The sequence below is a fragment of the Clostridiales bacterium genome (assembly GCA_015243575.1).
GTDB classification, from domain to species: Bacteria; Bacillota; Clostridia; order Peptostreptococcales; family Anaerovoracaceae; genus Anoxybacterium; species Anoxybacterium hadale.
In genome coordinates this window covers 2,878,409-2,897,138 of the sequence record CP042469.1, presented here as the reverse complement: position 1 = coordinate 2,897,138, position 18,730 = coordinate 2,878,409, and the positions used below count along the sequence as shown (strand labels likewise).

The 18,730-nt window shown below is 46.1% G+C and carries 21 protein-coding genes; 19 read left to right on the top strand and 2 right to left on the bottom strand.

What is annotated here, in order from left to right; genetic code table 11:
* Positions 1-98: 98 nt before the first annotated feature.
* Entirely contained in the window at positions 99-1,280 is a 1,182-nt protein-coding gene (locus FRZ06_12880) for a thiolase family protein (protein QOX64168.1), read from the top strand.
* A gap of 17 nt (positions 1,281-1,297) precedes the next feature.
* Positions 1,298-2,122 carry an ATP-dependent sacrificial sulfur transferase LarE gene (larE, locus tag FRZ06_12875; GenBank protein ID QOX64167.1) on the top strand — a complete coding sequence of 275 codons (825 nt, stop codon included), beginning with the start codon at positions 1,298-1,300 and terminating at the stop codon, positions 2,120-2,122.
* Positions 2,123-2,251: 129 nt separating this feature from the next.
* Here larE and FRZ06_12870 read toward each other — a convergent pair whose 3' ends face one another.
* Positions 2,252-3,775 (bottom strand): PAS domain-containing protein, encoded by a 1,524-nt coding sequence (locus FRZ06_12870; GenBank protein ID QOX64166.1) that lies wholly within the window; start codon positions 3,773-3,775, stop codon positions 2,252-2,254.
* 500 nt (positions 3,776-4,275) lie between these two features.
* Here FRZ06_12870 and FRZ06_12865 point away from each other — a divergent pair, with 500 nt between their 5' ends.
* From FRZ06_12865 to FRZ06_12790, 16 genes are all read left to right on the top strand, one after another.
* Complete coding sequence (locus FRZ06_12865; protein ID QOX64165.1) at positions 4,276-5,082, top strand: cyclase family protein; 807 nt, start codon at positions 4,276-4,278, stop codon at positions 5,080-5,082.
* A gap of 24 nt (positions 5,083-5,106) precedes the next feature.
* Positions 5,107-6,054 carry a 3-hydroxyacyl-CoA dehydrogenase family protein gene (locus FRZ06_12860; GenBank protein QOX64164.1) on the top strand — a complete coding sequence of 316 codons (948 nt, stop codon included), beginning with the start codon at positions 5,107-5,109 and terminating at the stop codon, positions 6,052-6,054.
* A gap of 90 nt (positions 6,055-6,144) precedes the next feature.
* Positions 6,145-6,444, top strand: coding sequence for a hypothetical protein (locus tag FRZ06_12855; protein QOX64163.1), 300 nt, complete (start codon positions 6,145-6,147; stop codon positions 6,442-6,444).
* A gap of 60 nt (positions 6,445-6,504) precedes the next feature.
* Positions 6,505-7,170, top strand: a complete 666-nt coding sequence (locus FRZ06_12850) for a CoA transferase subunit A (GenBank protein ID QOX65929.1) — start codon at positions 6,505-6,507, stop codon at positions 7,168-7,170.
* Positions 7,158-7,805 carry a CoA transferase subunit B gene (locus tag FRZ06_12845; protein ID QOX64162.1) on the top strand — a complete coding sequence of 216 codons (648 nt, stop codon included), beginning with the start codon at positions 7,158-7,160 and terminating at the stop codon, positions 7,803-7,805. The genes FRZ06_12850 and FRZ06_12845 overlap by 13 nt, the downstream gene beginning before the upstream one ends.
* Before the next feature lie 132 nt (positions 7,806-7,937).
* Positions 7,938-8,912 (top strand): LarC family nickel insertion protein, encoded by a 975-nt coding sequence (locus FRZ06_12840; protein QOX64161.1) that lies wholly within the window; start codon positions 7,938-7,940, stop codon positions 8,910-8,912.
* A gap of 105 nt (positions 8,913-9,017) precedes the next feature.
* Entirely contained in the window at positions 9,018-9,848 is an 831-nt protein-coding gene (locus tag FRZ06_12835) for a hypothetical protein (GenBank protein ID QOX64160.1), read from the top strand.
* A 48-nt stretch (positions 9,849-9,896) separates the two neighbouring features.
* Positions 9,897-10,643 carry a nickel pincer cofactor biosynthesis protein LarB gene (gene larB / locus FRZ06_12830; protein ID QOX64159.1) on the top strand — a complete coding sequence of 249 codons (747 nt, stop codon included), beginning with the start codon at positions 9,897-9,899 and terminating at the stop codon, positions 10,641-10,643.
* 696 nt (positions 10,644-11,339) lie between these two features.
* A complete protein-coding gene (locus tag FRZ06_12825) occupies positions 11,340-11,804 on the top strand; it encodes a DUF3842 family protein (protein ID QOX65928.1) in 465 nt (154 codons plus the stop codon).
* Positions 11,805-11,938: 134 nt separating this feature from the next.
* Positions 11,939-12,349: a SoxR reducing system RseC family protein gene (locus tag FRZ06_12820; GenBank protein ID QOX64158.1), complete on the top strand. Its 411-nt coding sequence runs from the start codon at positions 11,939-11,941 to the stop codon at positions 12,347-12,349.
* 146 nt (positions 12,350-12,495) lie between these two features.
* Positions 12,496-13,818 (top strand): electron transport complex subunit RsxC, encoded by a 1,323-nt coding sequence (gene rsxC / locus FRZ06_12815; protein QOX64157.1) that lies wholly within the window; start codon positions 12,496-12,498, stop codon positions 13,816-13,818.
* Between the two features lie 13 nt (positions 13,819-13,831).
* Positions 13,832-14,824, top strand: coding sequence for an RnfABCDGE type electron transport complex subunit D (locus tag FRZ06_12810; protein QOX64156.1), 993 nt, complete (start codon positions 13,832-13,834; stop codon positions 14,822-14,824).
* A gap of 4 nt (positions 14,825-14,828) precedes the next feature.
* Positions 14,829-15,410: an FMN-binding protein gene (locus FRZ06_12805; protein ID QOX64155.1), complete on the top strand. Its 582-nt coding sequence runs from the start codon at positions 14,829-14,831 to the stop codon at positions 15,408-15,410.
* A gap of 1 nt (position 15,411) precedes the next feature.
* Entirely contained in the window at positions 15,412-16,035 is a 624-nt protein-coding gene (locus FRZ06_12800) for an electron transport complex subunit E (protein ID QOX64154.1), read from the top strand.
* A complete protein-coding gene (locus FRZ06_12795; GenBank protein ID QOX64153.1) occupies positions 16,032-16,613 on the top strand; it encodes an RnfABCDGE type electron transport complex subunit A in 582 nt (193 codons plus the stop codon). The genes FRZ06_12800 and FRZ06_12795 overlap by 4 nt, the downstream gene beginning before the upstream one ends.
* 15 nt (positions 16,614-16,628) lie before the next feature.
* Positions 16,629-17,435 (top strand): Fe-S cluster domain-containing protein, encoded by an 807-nt coding sequence (locus FRZ06_12790; GenBank protein QOX64152.1) that lies wholly within the window; start codon positions 16,629-16,631, stop codon positions 17,433-17,435.
* A 155-nt stretch (positions 17,436-17,590) separates the two neighbouring features.
* Here FRZ06_12790 and FRZ06_12785 read toward each other — a convergent pair whose 3' ends face one another.
* Entirely contained in the window at positions 17,591-18,163 is a 573-nt protein-coding gene (locus FRZ06_12785; protein QOX64151.1) for a dihydrofolate reductase, read from the bottom strand.
* 274 nt (positions 18,164-18,437) lie between these two features.
* Here FRZ06_12785 and FRZ06_12780 point away from each other — a divergent pair, with 274 nt between their 5' ends.
* Positions 18,438-18,644, top strand: coding sequence for a hypothetical protein (locus FRZ06_12780; GenBank protein ID QOX64150.1), 207 nt, complete (start codon positions 18,438-18,440; stop codon positions 18,642-18,644).
* Positions 18,645-18,730 lie beyond the last annotated feature (86 nt).

Genomic DNA, 18,730 nt, shown 5'->3' with positions numbered 1-18,730 from the left:
CGCCATGAGAAAATAAAAGAAAAAATACAAAACGAAAATATGACAACGGCCTCTTCGGCGGAAAGCCGGCGGGGTCGTTGCCGCATACGGAGGAATACATGAGAAATGTTGTAATTGTCGCGGGATGCAGAACCCCAATCGGGACCATCGGCGGACAGTTTAAAGAAATCACGGCACTGGATCTTTCAATTCCAGTAATGCAGTCTTTGGTCACCAGGTCCGGTGTAAAGCCGGAATTGATCGATGATGTCATTTGGGGTTGTAATTACCAGAGAACCTACAAAGAAAACAATCTCGCAAGAGTAGCGGCAGTGAAAGCCGGGCTGCCTGTAACGATCCCCGGAATTACAGTTCACCGGAACTGTACTTCTTCCATGTCATCCATTCAGCTGGGATATTATCAGATCAAGGCTGGAGAAGCAGACTGCATCATGGCCGGAGGTGCGGACAGTATGAGCGCAGCGCCCCACATGGTATTTGACGGAAGATACGGCAAGAAATTCGGACACAGCGAGCTGCGTGATTCCATGTGGGATTCTCTTACGAACCTGGGCGTGGGTCCTGCCATGGGAATTACAGCCGAAAATGTGGCAGAACAATATGGCGTTACGAGACAGGATCAGGACGAATTTGCACTGTTAAGTCAACAGAGAGCAGCCGCAGCGATAGATGACGGTAAATTTAAAGAAGAGATCATTCCTATAACCATTTCAGGTAAAAAAGGAGATAAAACCTTTCTTGTCGATGAGCATCCGAGACGAGAAGCTTCGATGGAAGGGTTGGCTAAGTTGAAGGCAACTTTTAAAGATGGTGGAACCGTAACCGCGGGCAATTCGTCGGGAATGAATGATGCTGCTTCCGGGGTGCTGCTTATGGAGGAGGAGACGGCAAGAAGTCTAGGCCTGCCTATTTTGGCGAGAGTCATTTCCACTGCCACAACCGGTGTGGAACCGGAGGTTATGGGGATTGGCCCCATCAGTGCCTCTCAGAAGGCACTGCAAAAAGCAGGACTTTCCATAAAGGACATCGATCTTTTTGAGATTAACGAAGCGTTCGCAGCACAATGCATTGCTTGCGAAAAAACCCTGGGAATCGACAGAGATAAGCTGAATGTCAATGGGGGAGGCATTTCTCTCGGACATCCCGTCGGAGCCACCGGCAGCCGAATCGTCATTTCTATGATTTATGAGATGAAGCGCAGGGGAAATACCTACGGTCTCGCCACCCTCTGTGCAGGCGGCGGAATGGGTACCGCTATTGTCATCGAAAACGTGAAATAATCTGAGGGTTAAGAGTTATGACAAACATACAGAAAAAGCGCGAGCAATTAATGAAGTATATACGGGGTATGGAAAGTGTGGCTGTTGCATTTTCCGGAGGAGTTGATTCTACCTTTTTGCTGAAGACAGCGCAAGAGGTTCTGGGAGACCGTGTTGTGGCAGTAACGGCTCGGTCCTGCAGTTTTCCCGAGAGAGAACTGAACGAAGCAATTCTTTTTACGAAAGAAAATAATATCCAGCACCTCATCGTCGATTCTGAGGAACTGGATATCGAGGGATTTTCAAGTAATCCACTGAATCGTTGTTATCTTTGCAAGCACGAGCTCTTTTCAAAAATGCGTGAAATTGCATGGAAAAATGGATACAAAGAAATTCTCGAAGGGTCCAACATGGATGATATGGGTGATTACAGGCCGGGTCTGGATGCCGTTTCCGAACTTGGCATCAAAAGCCCCTTGCGGTACGCTGAACTTTCAAAGGAAGAAATTCGAAAACTATCAAAAGAGATGGGGCTTCCGACCTGGGAGAAACAATCCTTTGCTTGTCTATCTTCAAGATTTCCGTATGGAGAAAGCATCACCGCGGAGAAACTAAAAATGGTTGACCTGGCGGAACAGATTCTGCTTGATATGGGCTTTCGGCAGGTTAGAGTCAGACATCACGGAACCTTGGCCAGAATCGAGATCGACGAAAGCCAGTTTGAAAAGCTCATGGAGAAAAGCACGCGATTTACTCTTCAGGAGCAGTTAAAAGAGATTGGATTTATTTACGTGACACTGGATATCACCGGTTACCGCACCGGAAGCATGAATGAGACAATAGACCCAGCATCAATAGGATAAGTGATACACGATGGATGAGCATTCCTTGCCAGGGGTTCATTCAGATCGAAAAAAAGGACTGCGTCCGGCATGTAACCCGCCTGGCGCAGTCTTGTTGTTTTGGGGAAGTACTGATTCATTCGCACTATTTTATCTTGCGTTGAGATATTCAATTCCGTATTGCTTTATTTTTCTGCTGATGGTTGAGGCATTGACGTTCAGCATCTCTCCCGCTTCCCTTAGGTTTGAAGCGATGCTGAGAACTTTCTCAATCTGCTGCTTCTCAAATTGCTCCACGGATTTTGTTAAATCAAAAGCATCGTTCGCATTCTTTTCTGTTCCCGAAATACCGAGGATTCCCTTTAGCATATTGTCCTCGACCTCAGCAGTACCGGAACAGCAGATCACAAGATACTCTATGACATTCTCCAGTTCTCTTATGTTGCCCGGCCAGGAGTACAGTTTCATCAGCGAAATATTTTTTTGAGTGAGATTGATGGTCCGCTTATGCTTATGAGAGTAAATATCGATAAAGTAGCGGCTGAGATCTTCAATGTCTTCCGTATGCGCTCTCAGCGGGTCCAAATGAATGGGAATTACGCTGAGTCGGTAATATAAATCGCTGCGGAAGGAGCCTTCTTTAATTTTCTGCTTCAGATCAGAATTTGTCAGTGCGATGATCCGGATATCAAGCGGAATTACTTTTGTCCCTCCAACCCGGGTGATTTCTCTGCTTTGGATGGCGCGAAGCAGCTTCGCCTGCAGATCCATGGGCATATCACCGATTTCATCCAACAGCAGAATACCACTGTTGGCCATTTCAAAAAGTCCCTGCTTGCCGGAAGAGCTTGCGCCAGAAAAAGCCCCTTTTTCATATCCAAAGAGCTCTGATTCCAGCAGGTTTGATGGAATGGATGCACAGTTTACCTTGATAAAGGGTTTTTGATTTCGGTTGCTGCGGCGATAGATTTCATCTGCAACAACCTCTTTCCCCACACCTGATTCCCCTGTGATTAAAACCGTCGCATCGGTATCCGCAATGAGCCCGATGAGATTCCACACCTTCTTTACTGTTTCGCTGGAACCGATCATCCGTTTGGTAAGATCACTGGTGTCCGAGTTTGGTATGATTCTGATGTTGCCGGGTTCCTGAATCATTTTCACTTCGTCGAGGAACCGTTCGTAATCTTCCTGAAGCGCTTTCAGCGTCAGAATGGGACGGCTACTGACGACCACCTGCTTCAGCTTGTCATCATTATCGATAATGGGCACGCCCACTGCATAACCAACTCTGGGCGGATCATTTTTGATGATGGTAGAGAGGCGAAATGCCTTCTTACCGGTTTCGATGACATCCATGGTTGCGCCTCCGGTGAACAGCTTGCCCTCGTCCAGGATCTCCTGCACATAGCGGAAGAGAACCTCCCTGGGAAGGATACCCGTATTTTGTTCATAAGCGGGATTTACGTACAGAACTTTCCCCTCACCGTCGGTGATGAAAATACTGTCATCCAGACTGTCGACCACTTCTTTAAAGTCTATCCCTTTGTCCAAAAAAACCTTCAGATCGGAAAGAATCTCATGAAGCAGCGTCTCCGCAGCAGGTTCCTTGATTGACGGCAGCGCCTTATTTATTTTTTCGCAAATCTTTATGATTGCAAGTACTTGATCCATAGTAAAGCCTCGTATCTTAAAAACAGAACCTTAGGGAAGCTCTGATTAATTCTGTGCGCACATCTAATCGGTTAATTTTTCGCTTGGCGGTGTCAAAAATCCTCGCAATAGCGCCGCTATTGCTGCGTTTTTTTCCTTGCCAATCGAAAAATTTCCTCGACCATCTGCGCACACTCCATTAAATCAGCACTTCCTTAGTAATAAATTTATCTTGTTATTAGTATATCAAAATAATGTTCTCTTTTCAAACCAATTGCATGCGGGAAAATTTATCCGGGATGCACGGTTGCAACAAATCTGACTCTGTGCAACAAGAATTGCTGTATTTTCGAACTCGCCGGGGCCGCATCGGCTGCAAATATTAATGAGAACGGCTGAATTCAAGAGATACAAAACTTCATTGCAAAATGTTCTGAAGAGACAATTTTGGCACGGTCCTTGCGTTATATATTAGCAAATCCGACACACATCGGATCAAAAATAAAAAGAGGAGAACTACAATGGGAAAAACAAAATTAGTCGATTTATCACATCCGTTTGGAAGAGGTAATCCGCTTTGGCCGTCTAACGGAGACTTCCACATCGACAGAGTAAATCATATGCCGATGCACTACAGATTACTTCAGACCTTCAACGATTTTCATATGCATAACTCAACGCATGCAGACTCACCTGCGCACGTTATTCCGGAAAGCCCATATACCCATGAGCTTCCACTGGAAAATTACTATGGTGAAGCAGTGTGCGTGAGCATTCCAAAGAAAAAATGGGAGCTGATCACGGTTGAAGACCTGGAAAATGCCACCCCGACCATCAAAGAAGGAGACTGGGTTCTCCTGAATACAGGTACTCACAGAAGATGGGGAGAGAACGACGATTACTTTATGTACAGCCCGGGACTTTCCATTGAAGGCGCTAAGTGGTTTGTAGAAAAGAAGGTAAAGGGTGTCGGATTTGACATGCAGGCCATTGATCACCCCTGTTATACCTATATGATCGATCACGGTCCGGGTCCTTTCGTGCCAAGACTAATTGATGAATATACCGAAATGTTCGGCCATCCGCCAATTGAGGATTTTCCTGAATGGGAGCCTTGCCATGACATTCTTATGAGAAATAATGTAATGGGGATCGAAAACCTTGGCGGTGATCTTGATAAGGTTACAGGCAAAAGATTTATGTTCTGCGCATTTCCTTTAAGATGGTATATGGGTGACGGTACAATTGTCCGCGCGGTGGCGTTCGTTGATGAAGACGATATCAATCAGGATGTACCGGACAGAATCTACAAGTACGGCGTTTTTTAAACAAGCCGATTAAGGAATGATTGCATGAAAAATGAAATAAAAAGAATAGCGGTACTTGGCGCGGGTACCATGGGAGCAGGAATTGGTCAGCTTTTCGCAATAAAAGGATTTCAAGTTATGTTGATTTATACTTGCGAAGCAGATCAGAAATCCGACCCACTCGGAAGAATCAGAAGCTCTCTTGAGATTTTGAAAGAAAACCAGGTGATAACAGCAGAAGAAATACCTGAAATCATGAAACGGATCAGCATTACCGAATCTCTTGAAGAAGCTGCCGGGTTTGCAGATATTATCTTTGAATGCATCATTGAAGATCTAAAAATAAAACAGGACTACTTTGCAGAGCTTGATCGTTTATGTCCGAAAGACACGATCCTTGCCTCAAACACATCAGCTATCAGTATTACAGAAATCGCAGAGAAGGCTGAGAATAAAGAGCGGATTATTGGAACCCACTATTGGAATCCAGCGTATCTGATTCCGCTTGTAGAGGTGGTAAAAACAAAATATGTATCGGAACAGACAGTGAAGAGAACCTGTACATTGCTTACAGACGCCGGTAAAAAACCTGTCGTTGTCAATAAGGATGTACCCGGATTTCTGGCAAACCGCATGCAGCATGCACTGTTTCGTGAAGCACTGTATATCATTGAGCAGGGTATTGCAGAACCCGAGGCAGTGGACGATGCCATTAAATACGGTTTTGGCATGAGACTCGGCATCATGGCGCCTGTTACGGTAATGGATATGGGAGGGCTGGATCTGACCCATTCCATTCACAGCTATTTGTTTCGGGATTTGAGCTGCTCGAAAGAACCGTCTCCAATCCTGGTCGAGAAGTTGAATCAGGGAAAGCTTGGTTTCAAAACCGGAGAAGGGCTGCTCCCATGGACACAGGAAAAGATAGAATTTGAAAAAAAGAATTTAACGGAAAAGTTGATAAAAGTTGCACGGATTTTAGAACGGCTCTGATACGTGCCAAAAGAAGGGTAACGTTGCGGTTTGGGCTTGACGGTGGATCTGTTAAAACCCAAACCGTATATTTTGCTTTGGAGGGAGAATATGATGGGTGAATCTTATCGGAACGAACATGAACGGACGAAAATGCTGGCGATCTATGAAAGCAACGAAGAGTTGGAAGCACTGTTTCATGATGGATTTATGAAGAAGTATACAAATTACGAGTCCTTTGAGGAATTCCGGTTTGCCGGAGCTGTCTTTGTGAACTGGAGTGCTGATTTTATTGTCGGGGACAGGATGGCTTTTGACTGCTGCGTAAAAGGAAAGACCGCATTCGAGAGCTGGGATGAGATGTATCAGACGGCAATGAAAGAGTCTGGCTGTCTGAGACCTACTGCGTAACCGATACCCTATCAGAGTGAATTCCAATGAAAAAGGAGCAAGCAAGTGAAGAATAAAATCATGACAGCAGTGGAAGCTGTCGCTGAAATAAAGGATGGGGCGTCCGTCATGGTCGGCGGGTTTATGGCCTGCGGAACACCGGAAATTCTCATAGACGCCCTTGTAGAAAAGGGTGTGAAACATCTCACTGTCATTTGCAATGATGCGGGGGTGCCGGGAAGAGGCGTTGGAAAGCTGGTCTCGAGCGGTCAGATCAAAACCCTCATTGCATCCCATGTGGGACTTAACCCCGAGGTGGCGAGGAGAATGAACACCGACATTGAGGAAGATAAGCTGGAATGCATCCTGGTGCCTCAGGGAACCTTGGCTGAGCAGATCAGAGCAGGCGGTGCAGGCCTTGGCGGCTTTCTCACGCCTACGGGAGTGGGAACCATCGTTGCAGAGGGCAAGGAGGTCATCCATGTTGACGGCAGAGACTATCTTCTGGAGAAGCCGCTAAAGGCAGATTTCGCTCTCATCAGAGGCTCTGTAACGGATGAATTTGGCAATACAACCTATAACGGGACCACAAGAACCTTTAATCCCATGATGGCCGCAGCGGCAAGCTATGTGATAGTAGGCGCATGCGAGATCGTGGAAATCGGAGCCATAGATCCGAACAATGTAGTGACATCGGGCATCTTTGTGGATGCCATCGTAGGAGGGGAAATGCCATGGCAGATATAAAGGAAATCATTGCCGCAAGAGTTGCAAAGGAACTGAAAGACGGTGATGTGGTAAACCTGGGAATCGGACTTCCCACCATGGTAGCAAACTTTCTTCCTGAGGGAGTGAATATCATTCTCCAGTCAGAAAACGGAATGATGGGGATGGGAGCAGCGGCAGAGAAGGGCAAAGAAGACGTGGACATCGTCAACGCAGGAGCCCAGTATGTGACCGTAAATCCGGGAGCCATGTTCTTTGACAGCGCAACCTCCTTTGGAATCATCCGAGGCGGTCATGTAGATGCAACCATTCTGGGCGCCCTTGAGGTAGACCAGCACGGAAACTTGGCCAACTGGATCGTACCGGGAAAGATGGTGCCAGGCATGGGCGGTGCGATGGATCTGGTGGTAGGCGCAAAGAAGGTCATCATCGCCATGCAGCACACCCAGAAGGGAGCACACAAGATCCTGAAGGAATGCAGATTGCCGTATACGGCTGTGGGTGTAGTGGACATGATCATCACGGAGATGGGGGTCATGGAGCTTACTCCGGAGGGTATCATCCTTACAGAAATTAACGAAGGCTATACCATCGAAGAGGTTCAGGCCGCTACAGAAGCGGAGCTGATCATCAGCCCGAATCTAAAGCAGAACTAACAAGCCGAGCAGATTTGAAGCGGTGCCAATCATCAGCCCGGTTTTACAGCAGAGCTGAACACCAGCCTGAACTTGAAGCTGGTTGATCAGCGGCGCAAAGCGTAATATTACTTGCAAATAAAAGGGAGCACAATGAAAATATTATATTTGGACTGTACTTCCGGAATCAGCGGCGACATGACCCTTGGGGCACTGCTGGATCTGGGGGTTGATAAAGATTTCTTTTTACAAGAACTAAGCAAGCTGGGGGTCGACGGTTACGAAGTCAAGATACAAAAAAAGGACAGGCACAGCATCCAGATGATGGATGTCGACGTGATACTGACCGAGCAATCCCATATGAACCATGAAAACGCACCTGAGGCACATGAACACAGTAGCGAACATGATTACAGCCATGAGCAGCAGGATCACCATCATGGTTACGACCATGACCACAGCCACAAAGGTCATGATCACCATCACGACCATGGACACAGCCACGAAGGCAATGATCACCATCACGACCATGGACACAGCCACGAAGGCAATGATCACCATCACAACCACAGTCACTCGAACGAACGAAATTTATCAATGATTCAGGAAATCATTGATAATAGCACAATTTCCAATGGTGCGAAGGAAATCAGCAAGAAAATCTTTGAGGAGATTGCAAGAGCCGAGGCAAAGGTTCATGGCAAATCCATTGATCAGGTACATTTTCATGAGGTGGGAGCTATCGATTCGATTGTCGATATTGTCGGTGTAGCCATATGTGTGGCAGCCCTTGATGTTGACATAATTTATGCTTCGACCCTTCATGACGGAAACGGATTCATACAATGCCGTCACGGCTTGCTTCCAGTTCCGGTTCCGGCAGTCATGGCAATGCTGGAAGGTTCGGGTATTCCGATGGTCCAGGAAGATGTGAATACAGAGATGATTACTCCTACGGGAATGGGCATCGTGAAATGTCTCGCAAAGGATTACATCAAAATACCTGAAATGAGTATTGATAAAATCGGATACGGCCTGGGTAAGCGCGAAACAGGCAGGTTCGGTGCAGTAAGAGCAATTCTTGGGACAACCCATCAATTAAAGTCTATGGATGCACAGGTTGAATAAGGCAGAGAAAAGCACACCATGGATGTATTGGTTGGATGGGGCAGAAGGAAAGTGCTCCAATGGATCAAATGAAGCAGATGAAATCACCATTTATAAATAAGAAAGATGGATAGTAACATGACGGATTTATTCGAATCAATAAAGAATGCAGCACCTGTCATGCAAAAGGTCTTCCCCTTTGACTGCATGATGGGTATGGCAGATCGAGAACGGTTTATCTTCTATCTGCCCGGTGAGAAACTGAGGCATGAATCCCCCGTTGGGAAAGCAATTATAAAAGGTGACGGCATGTGGGAAACGATGCATTACAGACAGACATTTTCAGCTATCATACCCAAGGATGTATGGGGAGTCACCTTTAAGAGTATTCAGACACCCTTGTATGGACTGGACGGTGAAGTAATTGGAGCCTTTGGCTTTGGGTACAGTCTTGAGAATCAGGAGATTTTGCAGGATGCAGCGAGTACCATCGCAGCTTCTTCTCAGCAGCTGACAGCTTCCAGTCTCCATCTTGCGGAGAATGCGAAGCTGCTTCAGCATAAAATGGATGCACTCAGGCAATCCGGAGATGGAATGGTGGGAAGTCTGAAAAAATCGGATCAGGTTTTGGTGTTCATAAAGGAAATTGCCACACAGTCCAATCTTCTTGGTTTCAATGCGCTGTTGGAGGCAGCAAGGGCAGGTCAATACGGCCGAGGTTTCTCTGTGGTAGCAGACGAGATGAGGAAGCTGTCTGTAAACAGCTTTTCGGCAGTAAAAGAGGCGCAGGAGATTCTGGAAGGGATTCAAATGGGGATGGTGGGGCATGATGGAGAAATCCGAAAGGTTGACGAGATCAGCATGGTTCAGCAATCAGCCACACAGGATATTACCAATGCAATCGTATCTCTTTCAAAACTGGCAGAGGATATCAAAATTCTTGCGGATAAAGTGTGATTGAGAGAAAAGTGCAGAATTGAGAGAACAGAGCAGAAAGGGCAGAAAATGAGCAACAAACATGTAATGCATATTTTAGAAGAAGTGAAGAACGGTTGCCTGTCTATTGAAGACGCATTCCTCAAACTAAAACAGTCGCCCTTTGAAGATATGGGATTTGTAAAAATAGATCATCATCGAGAACTTAGACAAGGTACCTCCGAGGTAATTTACGGTGAGGGGAAAACAGCTCGGCAGATCGTAGAAATTGCATCAGCAATGGTGAAGCACGGCCAAAAGACGATCATAATCACCCGTTTGTCATCTGAATCTGCAGAGTATATTGGACAGTATCATACCATGTATTATAACGAATCAGGTCGTATTGGCGTGATTGGGATTTTTCCAAAAGCAAACGGAAAAGGGAAGATCGTGATAGCTACAGGGGGGACCAGCGATATTCCAGTCGCAGAGGAAGCCGCAGTCACCGCTGAAGCCCTTGGGAACCAAGTGACAAAATTGTATGATGTGGGCGTGGCGGGAATCCACAGGTTGTTTTCTCATATGGATGAGATCATGAGCGCGAATGTTATCATCGCCATCGCAGGAATGGAAGGTGCACTGGCCAGTGTGATCGGTGGCATTGCCGACTGTCCGGTGATTGCAGTGCCTACAAGCATTGGATACGGAGCCTCATTTCACGGCCTGGCAGCGCTTCTGTCCATGTTGAATTCCTGTGCAAGCGGGATCAGTGTCGTCAATATTGATAACGGATTTGGGGCAGGTTACCTGGCAAGCATGATCAATCATCGGTAAAGAACGAATGATATTGTTTTTACGAAACAGGTAGAAGTTACTTCAATTAACAATTCAATTGCATACTATAAAATTTCATTAGAAAATCAAAAATAGGTTGACATTTAGATCAATCAGCGTTAATCTATTCTAGTGTTTCGCAGAGAGTGAAACCGGGGCAGAAGCCCATGACAAGATTAGCTGAATAACACGGGCTGAATATCAGCCGTTTTACATAATTGCCAAGAAGGTGTAGCGAATGCGAGAAGCGTTCCTGTTTAACAACACCCTTGGTTTTTTTTTATTGCAAGCTCCTCAGTATCGGTTCGTCAGATCTTTGGAAATTATCATTTGAAATGAATTTGCATTTCTAAAGAATCCGCGATAAACCGATGCCTAAAATCATACAAACAAAATGCCGCAGTACCATAGAAGCGGCTTTTTGTTTTGGAAGATAATTGAGGGATTCCGGCGCAGCACTTATGGTTTAAGAGCAACAATCTGGTATATGAATTATTTTTTGAAAAAATATGAAAAGCCATTGACTTCGCTTTGCGAAGCGAGTAAAATCTGTTTGAAGATCACGAAGATCGATTGAAATATTTGGAGAGTAATATTTTAGCCACGAAGGTTTTGTTATCAGGAAAATGACAACCGGCGTGGCTTTTTATTTTGGAAAAGCATCAAACGCTTAGATGAAATCGGGTGAGAGAATTGCTGAAGATAGCTGTTATCGATGGACAGGAAGGCGGTATCGGCAGACAGATCATAGAGGAAATCAGACAGCGGATTTACTGGGATATCCAGATTATCGCACTGGGAACCAATTCGCTGGCAACGTCTTTTATGGTACAGGGGGGAGCCAATGTGGGCGCTACAGGAGAAAACGCCGTTCAGAGCGCTGCTCCAAAGGTTGATCTGATTCTGGGATCGGTCGGGATCATAGCTGCAAACAGTATGAAGGGTGAAGTGACCGAGGCTATGGCACTTGCTGTGGTTTCCAGTCCCGCAAGGAAGTTCCTGATTCCCCATGAAAAATCCGGTATCAAGATCAGCGGAGTCGATGAAAGTCTCAATACAAGCCAACTCATAGAAAAAGCTGTGAAATCGATCAAAGCCCTTTATTATGAAGAAAAAAATGGGGGGTCGGTAGCACCCTCTGTACCCTCAACATATAAATAATGATATAGAACCACGAAGGTTTATTGCGCAGTCGAACTGTGTGTAGCTTCCGTGGTTTTATTTTTTGTTCACCAGTTAAAATTCTGCCGCGGGCTGTGCGCCGGCAGGAAGTCTTAAAAAAGGAGTGAGTTGTAATGGAAAGAGAAGAAGGCATGGTCATTGAAGCGAAGGCAAATATTGCTAAAATCAAAGCGGCAAAACACGGTGAGTGTAAAAGCTGCGGCGCTTGCCCAGGCAACGATTCCGCAATTGTAACCGCGAAAAATGAAGTTGGCGCAGTTCCTGGTCAAAGAGTGATCTTTGAAATGAATGAGACTAACTCTTTGAAAGGAGCCTTTGTGGTATTCGTTTTGCCGCTCATTGCTGTTTTTCTGGGTGCGGTGCTTGGCGGGATTCTGGTGGGTCTAGCAGGCTATCCGGAAGCTCCGGGGAGAGTTTTTGGAGGCATTGCAGCCTTTGCGGCGGCGGCAGCATTCATTAAGATATTTGATCATTATGTAGGCAAAAAAGAAAAATCCTTGCCGGTAATCATCAGAATTTTATAAAACAAGCCGGTCAGGTTGTTGTGAAACAGCCGGGCTGAGTCAGCATCAAATCAAAGGAAGCGCTGATTTGATGGAGTGTGTGCAGATTTATGCACGCTATGAATCAGCGTTTCCTAAAATACGTAGATAGAGGAAGGTGATTGAAAGTGTTAAAGACTTTCCGCGGAGGAGTTCATCCTCAGGATAGTAAGAGTTACACCAGGGACAAAGCAATCGTTGAAATGCCTGTTCCCAAAAAGGTCATAATCCCTGTGAGCCAGCATATCGGTGCACCGGGAAACCCAGTCGTCAAGGTAGGCGATGACGTAAAAAAGGGACAGCTTATCGCATATAACGATACCTTTATTACCAGCTCGGTCCATGCTTCCACCTCGGGAAAGGTGGTAGACATTGGCGTATACCCAAGCTCCTATAAAAACGAAAGTTTGGCCATCGTCATTGAAAGCGACGGCTTGGACGAGTGGGCGCTAGGTCTGCCGATGCATAGGGACTGGGAAAACCTTGATATCAAGGAAATCCATCAGATTGTAAGAGATTCCGGAATTGTGGGTCTGGGAGGTGCCAATTTCCCCAGTCACATCAAAATTTCCTATGGACCGGAAAAGAAGATTGATACCTTCATTCTCAACGGCGCCGAATGCGAACCGTATCTTAACGGAGACTACCGCATTATGATGGACCATACGGAACGCCTTGCAGCCGGTGTGAAGATTGCCATGAAATCCCTCAATGTAAAAAGAGGCATCGTGGGAATCGAGGACAATAAGCCGGAAGCGGTGAAAGCTATGACAGAGGCCCTGAAGGGAACCGATGTACAGGTTGTGGCAGTGCCAACAAAATATCCTCAGGGTGCGGAGAGAATGCTCATCAAAGTCCTGGCGGAACGGGAGATTCCGGCAGGAAAAAGGCATTCTGATATCGGCGTGGTGGGAATGAATGTCTGTACAATTGATTCTGTCGCAAATGCAGTGATAAACGGAATTCCGCTCATTGAGAGAGTTGTCACTGTAGCGGGAGACGCAGTTGCCGAGCCGATGAATGTCATGGTTCGCATCGGCACAAGCTTCAAGGACGTCATCGAATTTTGCGGGGGTCTTACAAAGACGCCGGATAAGATCATAAACGGAGGCCCCATGATGGGTTATGCACAAGGCTCCATGGAAGTGCCTGTGGTAAAAGGGGTTGCCGGAATTCTGGCAATGACGAAAGAGGCCCTTTGCGACGGTGATGAAGAGGCTTGCATTCGCTGCGGAAGATGTGTGGAGGCTTGTCCTATCGGATTGATTCCCAGCATGCTGAGCATCCTTGGAGAAAAGGGCAGATACGAAGAAGCAAAAGAGAAATTTGGAATTTTAAACTGTATTGAGTGCGGAAGCTGCTCCTATGTCTGTCCGGCCAAGAGGAACATCGTTCAGTACATACGGTACCTGAAAAATCTGAATTGGGAGCATTCCCCACATCATAAATAAGGAGGAAAACAGCATGAGCGCACAAATCAACGCTGCGGAAACGTTATTATCGGTTTCAACAGCGCCTTACATAAAAAGTGAAGACACCGTCAGCAAGATCATGTGGAAGGTCAATCTGGCACTGGCTCCTGCGGCAATTTTCGGCGTGATCTATTTCGGAGTACCCGCACTGATCAATATCGTCGTTTCCATCATCGCTGCAGTTGCAGCGGAGTATGCGGTCCAGAAGATCAGAAAGGTGAGAATTACTGCCTTCGACGGCAGCGCTTTCTTAACAGGCTTGCTGCTGGCTATGTGCATCTCACCGGAAATGCCGCCCTATATGACAGCCATCGGTTCTGTCATTGCAATCGTCATTGCAAAGCATTCTATGGGGGGGCTGGGTCAGAATATTTTCAACCCGGCGCACATCGGAAGAGCGGCTTTGATGGTTTCCTGGCCCATTGCCATGACAACCTGGTCTGTCATAAAAACACCTGTTGACGCAGTGACCAGCGCAACACCGCTTGGTATCTTAAAGCTTCAGGGCTATTCGGAGCTTCTTGAGACATTTGGGGGCCAGACAGAGCTTTACAAAGCACTGTTTCTTGGAATGAGAAATGGAAGCATTGGCGAGACCTGCACCGTTCTGCTGATTCTTGGCGGATTGTTTCTGGTTTGGAAAAAGATTATCAACTGGCAGATTCCAGTGGTTATGATTGCAACAGTAGGCATACTGACTTGGATATTCGGGCCGGAAGGCTTTTTCACAGGCGATCCGGTATTTCACATGATGGCAGGCGGTCTGATCATCGGAGCATTCTTTATGGCCACTGATATGGTTACTGCCCCCATCACCAAAAGGGGACAGATCATCTTTGCCATCGGAGCGGGCATGATCACATCACTGATTCGTCTCAAAGGCGGATATCCTGAAGGAGTTTGTTACTCCATCCTGTTGATGAACTGTGTGACGCCTCTGATTGATCTTGTGATCAAGCCTAGAATTTACGGAACAGGGAGGTAGAGAAATGTCAGAAACACATGATACACATGCAGCCCATGTGGAAAAAGAATATTCAATCCTGCAGATTGCCATGAATCTGACCATAGCCTGTTTGGTTTCGGGAATTATTCTGGCAACTACATATTTTATTACCCATCCCATTGCAGTGGAGAAGGCCAAAATGCTGGAGGAACAGGCAATGAAGGACCTTGTGGCTGAGGCAGATAGCTTCAATGCGGTAGAGGGACAGGAAGGCTGGTTTGCCGCCGAAAAGGCCGGCAGCATCATCGCCTATATCGTTCCCAGCGAAAGCAAGGGATATGGCGGAACCATCAAGATCATGGTAGCCGTATCGACGGATGGAAAGGTAATTGACTACAATATTTTGTCCATGAATGAAACTCCGGGACTCGGGGACAGTGCGGCAAAGGACTTCTTCAGAGACAGAATTAAGGGGAAAACCTCAGATGATTTGATCGTCGTAAAAGATCCTTCCAACAAAGAGAATGTCCAGGCACTTACCGGAGCCACCATCACTTCCAGGGCAGTAACCGAAGGAGTTCGGGCCGCTGTGGATGAGGTGATTGAATTTACGGGAGGGAAGTAGAATGAGAAACCTTTGGAATATCTATAAAAAGGGACTAATCGACGAAAATCCAATCTTTGTACTGGCTTTGAGCCTATGTCCTGCCTTGGCTGTTACCACCTCCGTGGTCAACGCTTTTACCATGGGACTTTCGGTTATGTTTGTTATTACTGCAAACAACGTCTCTGTGTCCCTGATCAGAAATCTGGTCAACCCCAAGGTCAGGGTACCGGTTTACATTACGTCCATCGCCACCATCGTTACCTTTGTAGAACTGGTGCTTGAGGCTTTTGCACCGCTGCTTTACAAAGAACTGGGCATCTATTTGGCGCTCGTGGTAGTATTTGCCATCATCCTTGCCAGAGCAGAGGTTTTTGCATCAAAGAATAAGGTCATTCCTTCCTTCTTTGACGGACTCGGCATGGGCAGCGGATTTACTCTAGCCATGGTAATCATCGGTGTAATCCGCGAGCTTTTGGGCAGCGGAACCATCCTTGGACATACCATTCTTGGTGCTTGGTACAACCCTGCACTGATCATGATTCTTCCTCCGGGAGCATTCCTCCTGATCGGTTACATGATCGGCGGCCTCAAAATCTATGAGGCAAAGAAAGCAAAAAAATTGAGGGAGGTTGACGCACAATGACGGAATATCTTTTGCTGTTTATCAGTGCTGCCATCGTAAATAATTTCGTTTTAACCCGTTTTTTGGGACTGTGTATCTTCTTTGGAGTTTCGAAACGACTGGATGCGTCCCTTGGTATGGGGATGGCGGTTACTTCGGTAATCACACTGAGCTCCATGCTGGCCTGGGTCGTGTATACCTTTGTGCTGCTGCCTCTGGATCTGGTTTTCCTGAAGACTGTTGTTTTTGTACTTCTGATTGCCAGTTTCGTTCAGCTTCTGGAGATGGTTATTAAGAAGTATGCCCCGGCACTCTACGGGATGTGGGGGATCTACCTGCTTCTTATCGCAACAAACTGCGTGGTTCTCGGTGTTCCGCTTATCAATGCGGAATCGGATTTCACGTTTATGAAAAGTGTTGTGAACGCCCTTGGTTCCGGTGTGGGCTTTGCCATCGCCATCGTGCTGATGGCCAGCCTGAGAGAAAAGCTGGAGTATGCTGACGTACCAAAACCTTTGCAGGGAATGGGTATCGCATTTATTCTTGCCGGCATGCTGGCACTGTCATTCCTCGGTTTCTCGGGAATGATCAAGATATAGGAGGGGTGAGAATCTATGTATACTGCTTTCATGATATTAATCATAATGGTTGTGGTCGGCCTGATCTTCGGGCTAATCCTGGCTGTTGCCAATAAAAAATTTGCCATTGAATCAAATCCGCTGATCCATCTGGTGGAGGAAGCGCTTCCCAAAGGACAGTGTGGTGCCTGCGGCTATGCGGGCTGTATTGCTTATGCAGAGGCCGTAGTTACAGACCCCGACGTTTCACCCAGCCTCTGTATTCCTGGTAAAGCTGTTGTTGCCAAGATGGTGGCAGAGCTTACAGGAAAGGCAGCTGCTGAGGTAGAACCAAGAGTTGCCCGGATCAAGTGCGGCGGAAGTGCTGACAAGGCGGTCAATGCCTTTCGTTACAGCGGAATCCAGGATTGTGTTGCGGCGAACTATACCCAGGGGGGACACAAGGGATGCAAATATGGGTGTCTTGGATTTGGCACCTGCGTCAAGGCATGTCCTTTCGATGCGCTTGAAATGGGAGCGAACGGACTGCCCGTTGTCAATCAAAAACTGTGTACCGGCTGCGGGGCGTGCGAGACCGCCTGCCCGAAAAAAGTCATCGCCATGCAGCCTCTGGGTGCAAAAGTCACTGTGGACTGCAGCTCCAAAGATAAAGGTGCAGCTGCAAGAAAACTCTGCGCGTCCGCTTGTATCGCCTGCGGCCTGTGCGTGAAAAATTGTCCTCACGGGGCAGCAAAAATGGAAGACAATCTGGCTGTGGTTGATCCGCATATCTGCGAGACCATATGCAGCGAGGCAACCTGCACCGCCAAGTGTCCCACCGGCGCAATTCTAAAGCTGATCTGATCGTAATCCTTTTCATTCGTCCTTCGGGTATTTCGTCAGAACAGTGATTTTGTAACTAGCAATAAGAGAAGGGGATGTCCCTCCAGAGACACCCCTTACTCTTAATTTATTTAAATTTATGGGCAGTAGCTTGAGAAATAAGCTTATTTAATATCCTATGAATGTTCGTTCCAATGATAGATTACTTGTACCACCCCAGAGGAGAAGACTTTTGTATCAACCAGCTTTAAATTGAGCCGCTGTTTTAAATCCGTAAATAACGGAGTGCCTTCTCCCAGAACAACAGGGTGAATCGATAGTCTGAACTCATCCACAAGTCTAAGATTGATGAATGTTGTAATGAGGCTTGCGCCGCCATACAGCCATATATCTGTGCCAGGTTCGCTCTTGATTTGATCTACTGCTTCTTGAATATTATCTTTGATATACGTTGCTTTCTGATCGGACTCTTTTGATGTTCGGGAGAATACATATTTCTTTTTACTGTGAACCAGATTCCAAATTTCCTTTTCAGCGGCAGGATCCTCATCCTTTGGGATATATTGTCCCCATAGATCATAACTTTTTCTGCCATATAGGATCGTGTCAATTTGATTTAAAAAATCAGGAAAGCTCATATCTGGCTCCATAATGCACCAATCAACCTCGCCGTTTTTTCCTTCAATAAAGCCATCTAAAGTAACTGCCAAATCTAAAATGACTCTTCTAGGTGTTCTGTTCTTCGTCATATCCTTCCCTCCGTAAAACCTTTGGTTTTCATTTTGTCTTATTATAACATGTCGTATTTCCAATCGCGAAATCCTTTCGTATCGATCTTCTAAAAGCATTAGATTTTATCATATCAAATAAAACCGTATCTACTTATAAAAAACAAAAAAGCTTTCAAAAAACTCTTAACTTGCAGCCATTGAAGCAAAGAAATTTGCGAAGTACAATGACGATGATAAACAATTAATATAGCCAATGTAATGCGGTTAATACATTGATTAAGGAGTGATGGTCATGATGTATTGCAAATATTGCGATTACTACTCAGAGATGGGAGTAAAGCCGGAATCCGCAGAGACGAGAGCCTATTGTGAATTTGCCGACTATATTTTTACTTCAGATGTGGAAGACATCGATATTGAGAATCCATGTAAGGGGATCACGTATCAGGATTACCTGAATTCGATGCGTGAGGGACTCAGAATAAGAGTGTCGGCTTAGTAATCAACAGCCGACACAAACATTTATATTTTTTTTTGCGTTATTTCATGTATATTGTATACAAAAAAGAACAGGTGATTCAAGAT

What these genes read in the sequence shown, in the direction of transcription:
- FRZ06_12880 (QOX64168.1), top strand. Translation starts at nt 99, where the DNA reads ATGAGAAATGTTGTAATTGTCGCGGGATGCAGAACCCCAATCGGGACC.
- larE (QOX64167.1), top strand. Translation starts at nt 1,298, where the DNA reads ATGACAAACATACAGAAAAAGCGCGAGCAATTAATGAAGTATATACGG.
- FRZ06_12870 (QOX64166.1), bottom strand. Translation starts at nt 3,775, where the DNA reads ATGGATCAAGTACTTGCAATCATAAAGATTTGCGAAAAAATAAATAAG.
- FRZ06_12865 (QOX64165.1), top strand. Translation starts at nt 4,276, where the DNA reads ATGGGAAAAACAAAATTAGTCGATTTATCACATCCGTTTGGAAGAGGT.
- FRZ06_12860 (QOX64164.1), top strand. Translation starts at nt 5,107, where the DNA reads ATGAAAAATGAAATAAAAAGAATAGCGGTACTTGGCGCGGGTACCATG.
- FRZ06_12855 (QOX64163.1), top strand. Translation starts at nt 6,145, where the DNA reads ATGATGGGTGAATCTTATCGGAACGAACATGAACGGACGAAAATGCTG.
- FRZ06_12850 (QOX65929.1), top strand. Translation starts at nt 6,505, where the DNA reads ATGACAGCAGTGGAAGCTGTCGCTGAAATAAAGGATGGGGCGTCCGTC.
- FRZ06_12845 (QOX64162.1), top strand. Translation starts at nt 7,158, where the DNA reads ATGGCAGATATAAAGGAAATCATTGCCGCAAGAGTTGCAAAGGAACTG.
- FRZ06_12840 (QOX64161.1), top strand. Translation starts at nt 7,938, where the DNA reads ATGAAAATATTATATTTGGACTGTACTTCCGGAATCAGCGGCGACATG.
- FRZ06_12835 (QOX64160.1), top strand. Translation starts at nt 9,018, where the DNA reads ATGGATAGTAACATGACGGATTTATTCGAATCAATAAAGAATGCAGCA.
- larB (QOX64159.1), top strand. Translation starts at nt 9,897, where the DNA reads ATGAGCAACAAACATGTAATGCATATTTTAGAAGAAGTGAAGAACGGT.
- FRZ06_12820 (QOX64158.1), top strand. Translation starts at nt 11,939, where the DNA reads ATGGAAAGAGAAGAAGGCATGGTCATTGAAGCGAAGGCAAATATTGCT.
- FRZ06_12810 (QOX64156.1), top strand. Translation starts at nt 13,832, where the DNA reads ATGAGCGCACAAATCAACGCTGCGGAAACGTTATTATCGGTTTCAACA.
- FRZ06_12805 (QOX64155.1), top strand. Translation starts at nt 14,829, where the DNA reads ATGTCAGAAACACATGATACACATGCAGCCCATGTGGAAAAAGAATAT.
- FRZ06_12800 (QOX64154.1), top strand. Translation starts at nt 15,412, where the DNA reads ATGAGAAACCTTTGGAATATCTATAAAAAGGGACTAATCGACGAAAAT.
- FRZ06_12795 (QOX64153.1), top strand. Translation starts at nt 16,032, where the DNA reads ATGACGGAATATCTTTTGCTGTTTATCAGTGCTGCCATCGTAAATAAT.
- FRZ06_12790 (QOX64152.1), top strand. Translation starts at nt 16,629, where the DNA reads ATGTATACTGCTTTCATGATATTAATCATAATGGTTGTGGTCGGCCTG.
- FRZ06_12785 (QOX64151.1), bottom strand. Translation starts at nt 18,163, where the DNA reads ATGACGAAGAACAGAACACCTAGAAGAGTCATTTTAGATTTGGCAGTT.
- FRZ06_12780 (QOX64150.1), top strand. Translation starts at nt 18,438, where the DNA reads ATGATGTATTGCAAATATTGCGATTACTACTCAGAGATGGGAGTAAAG.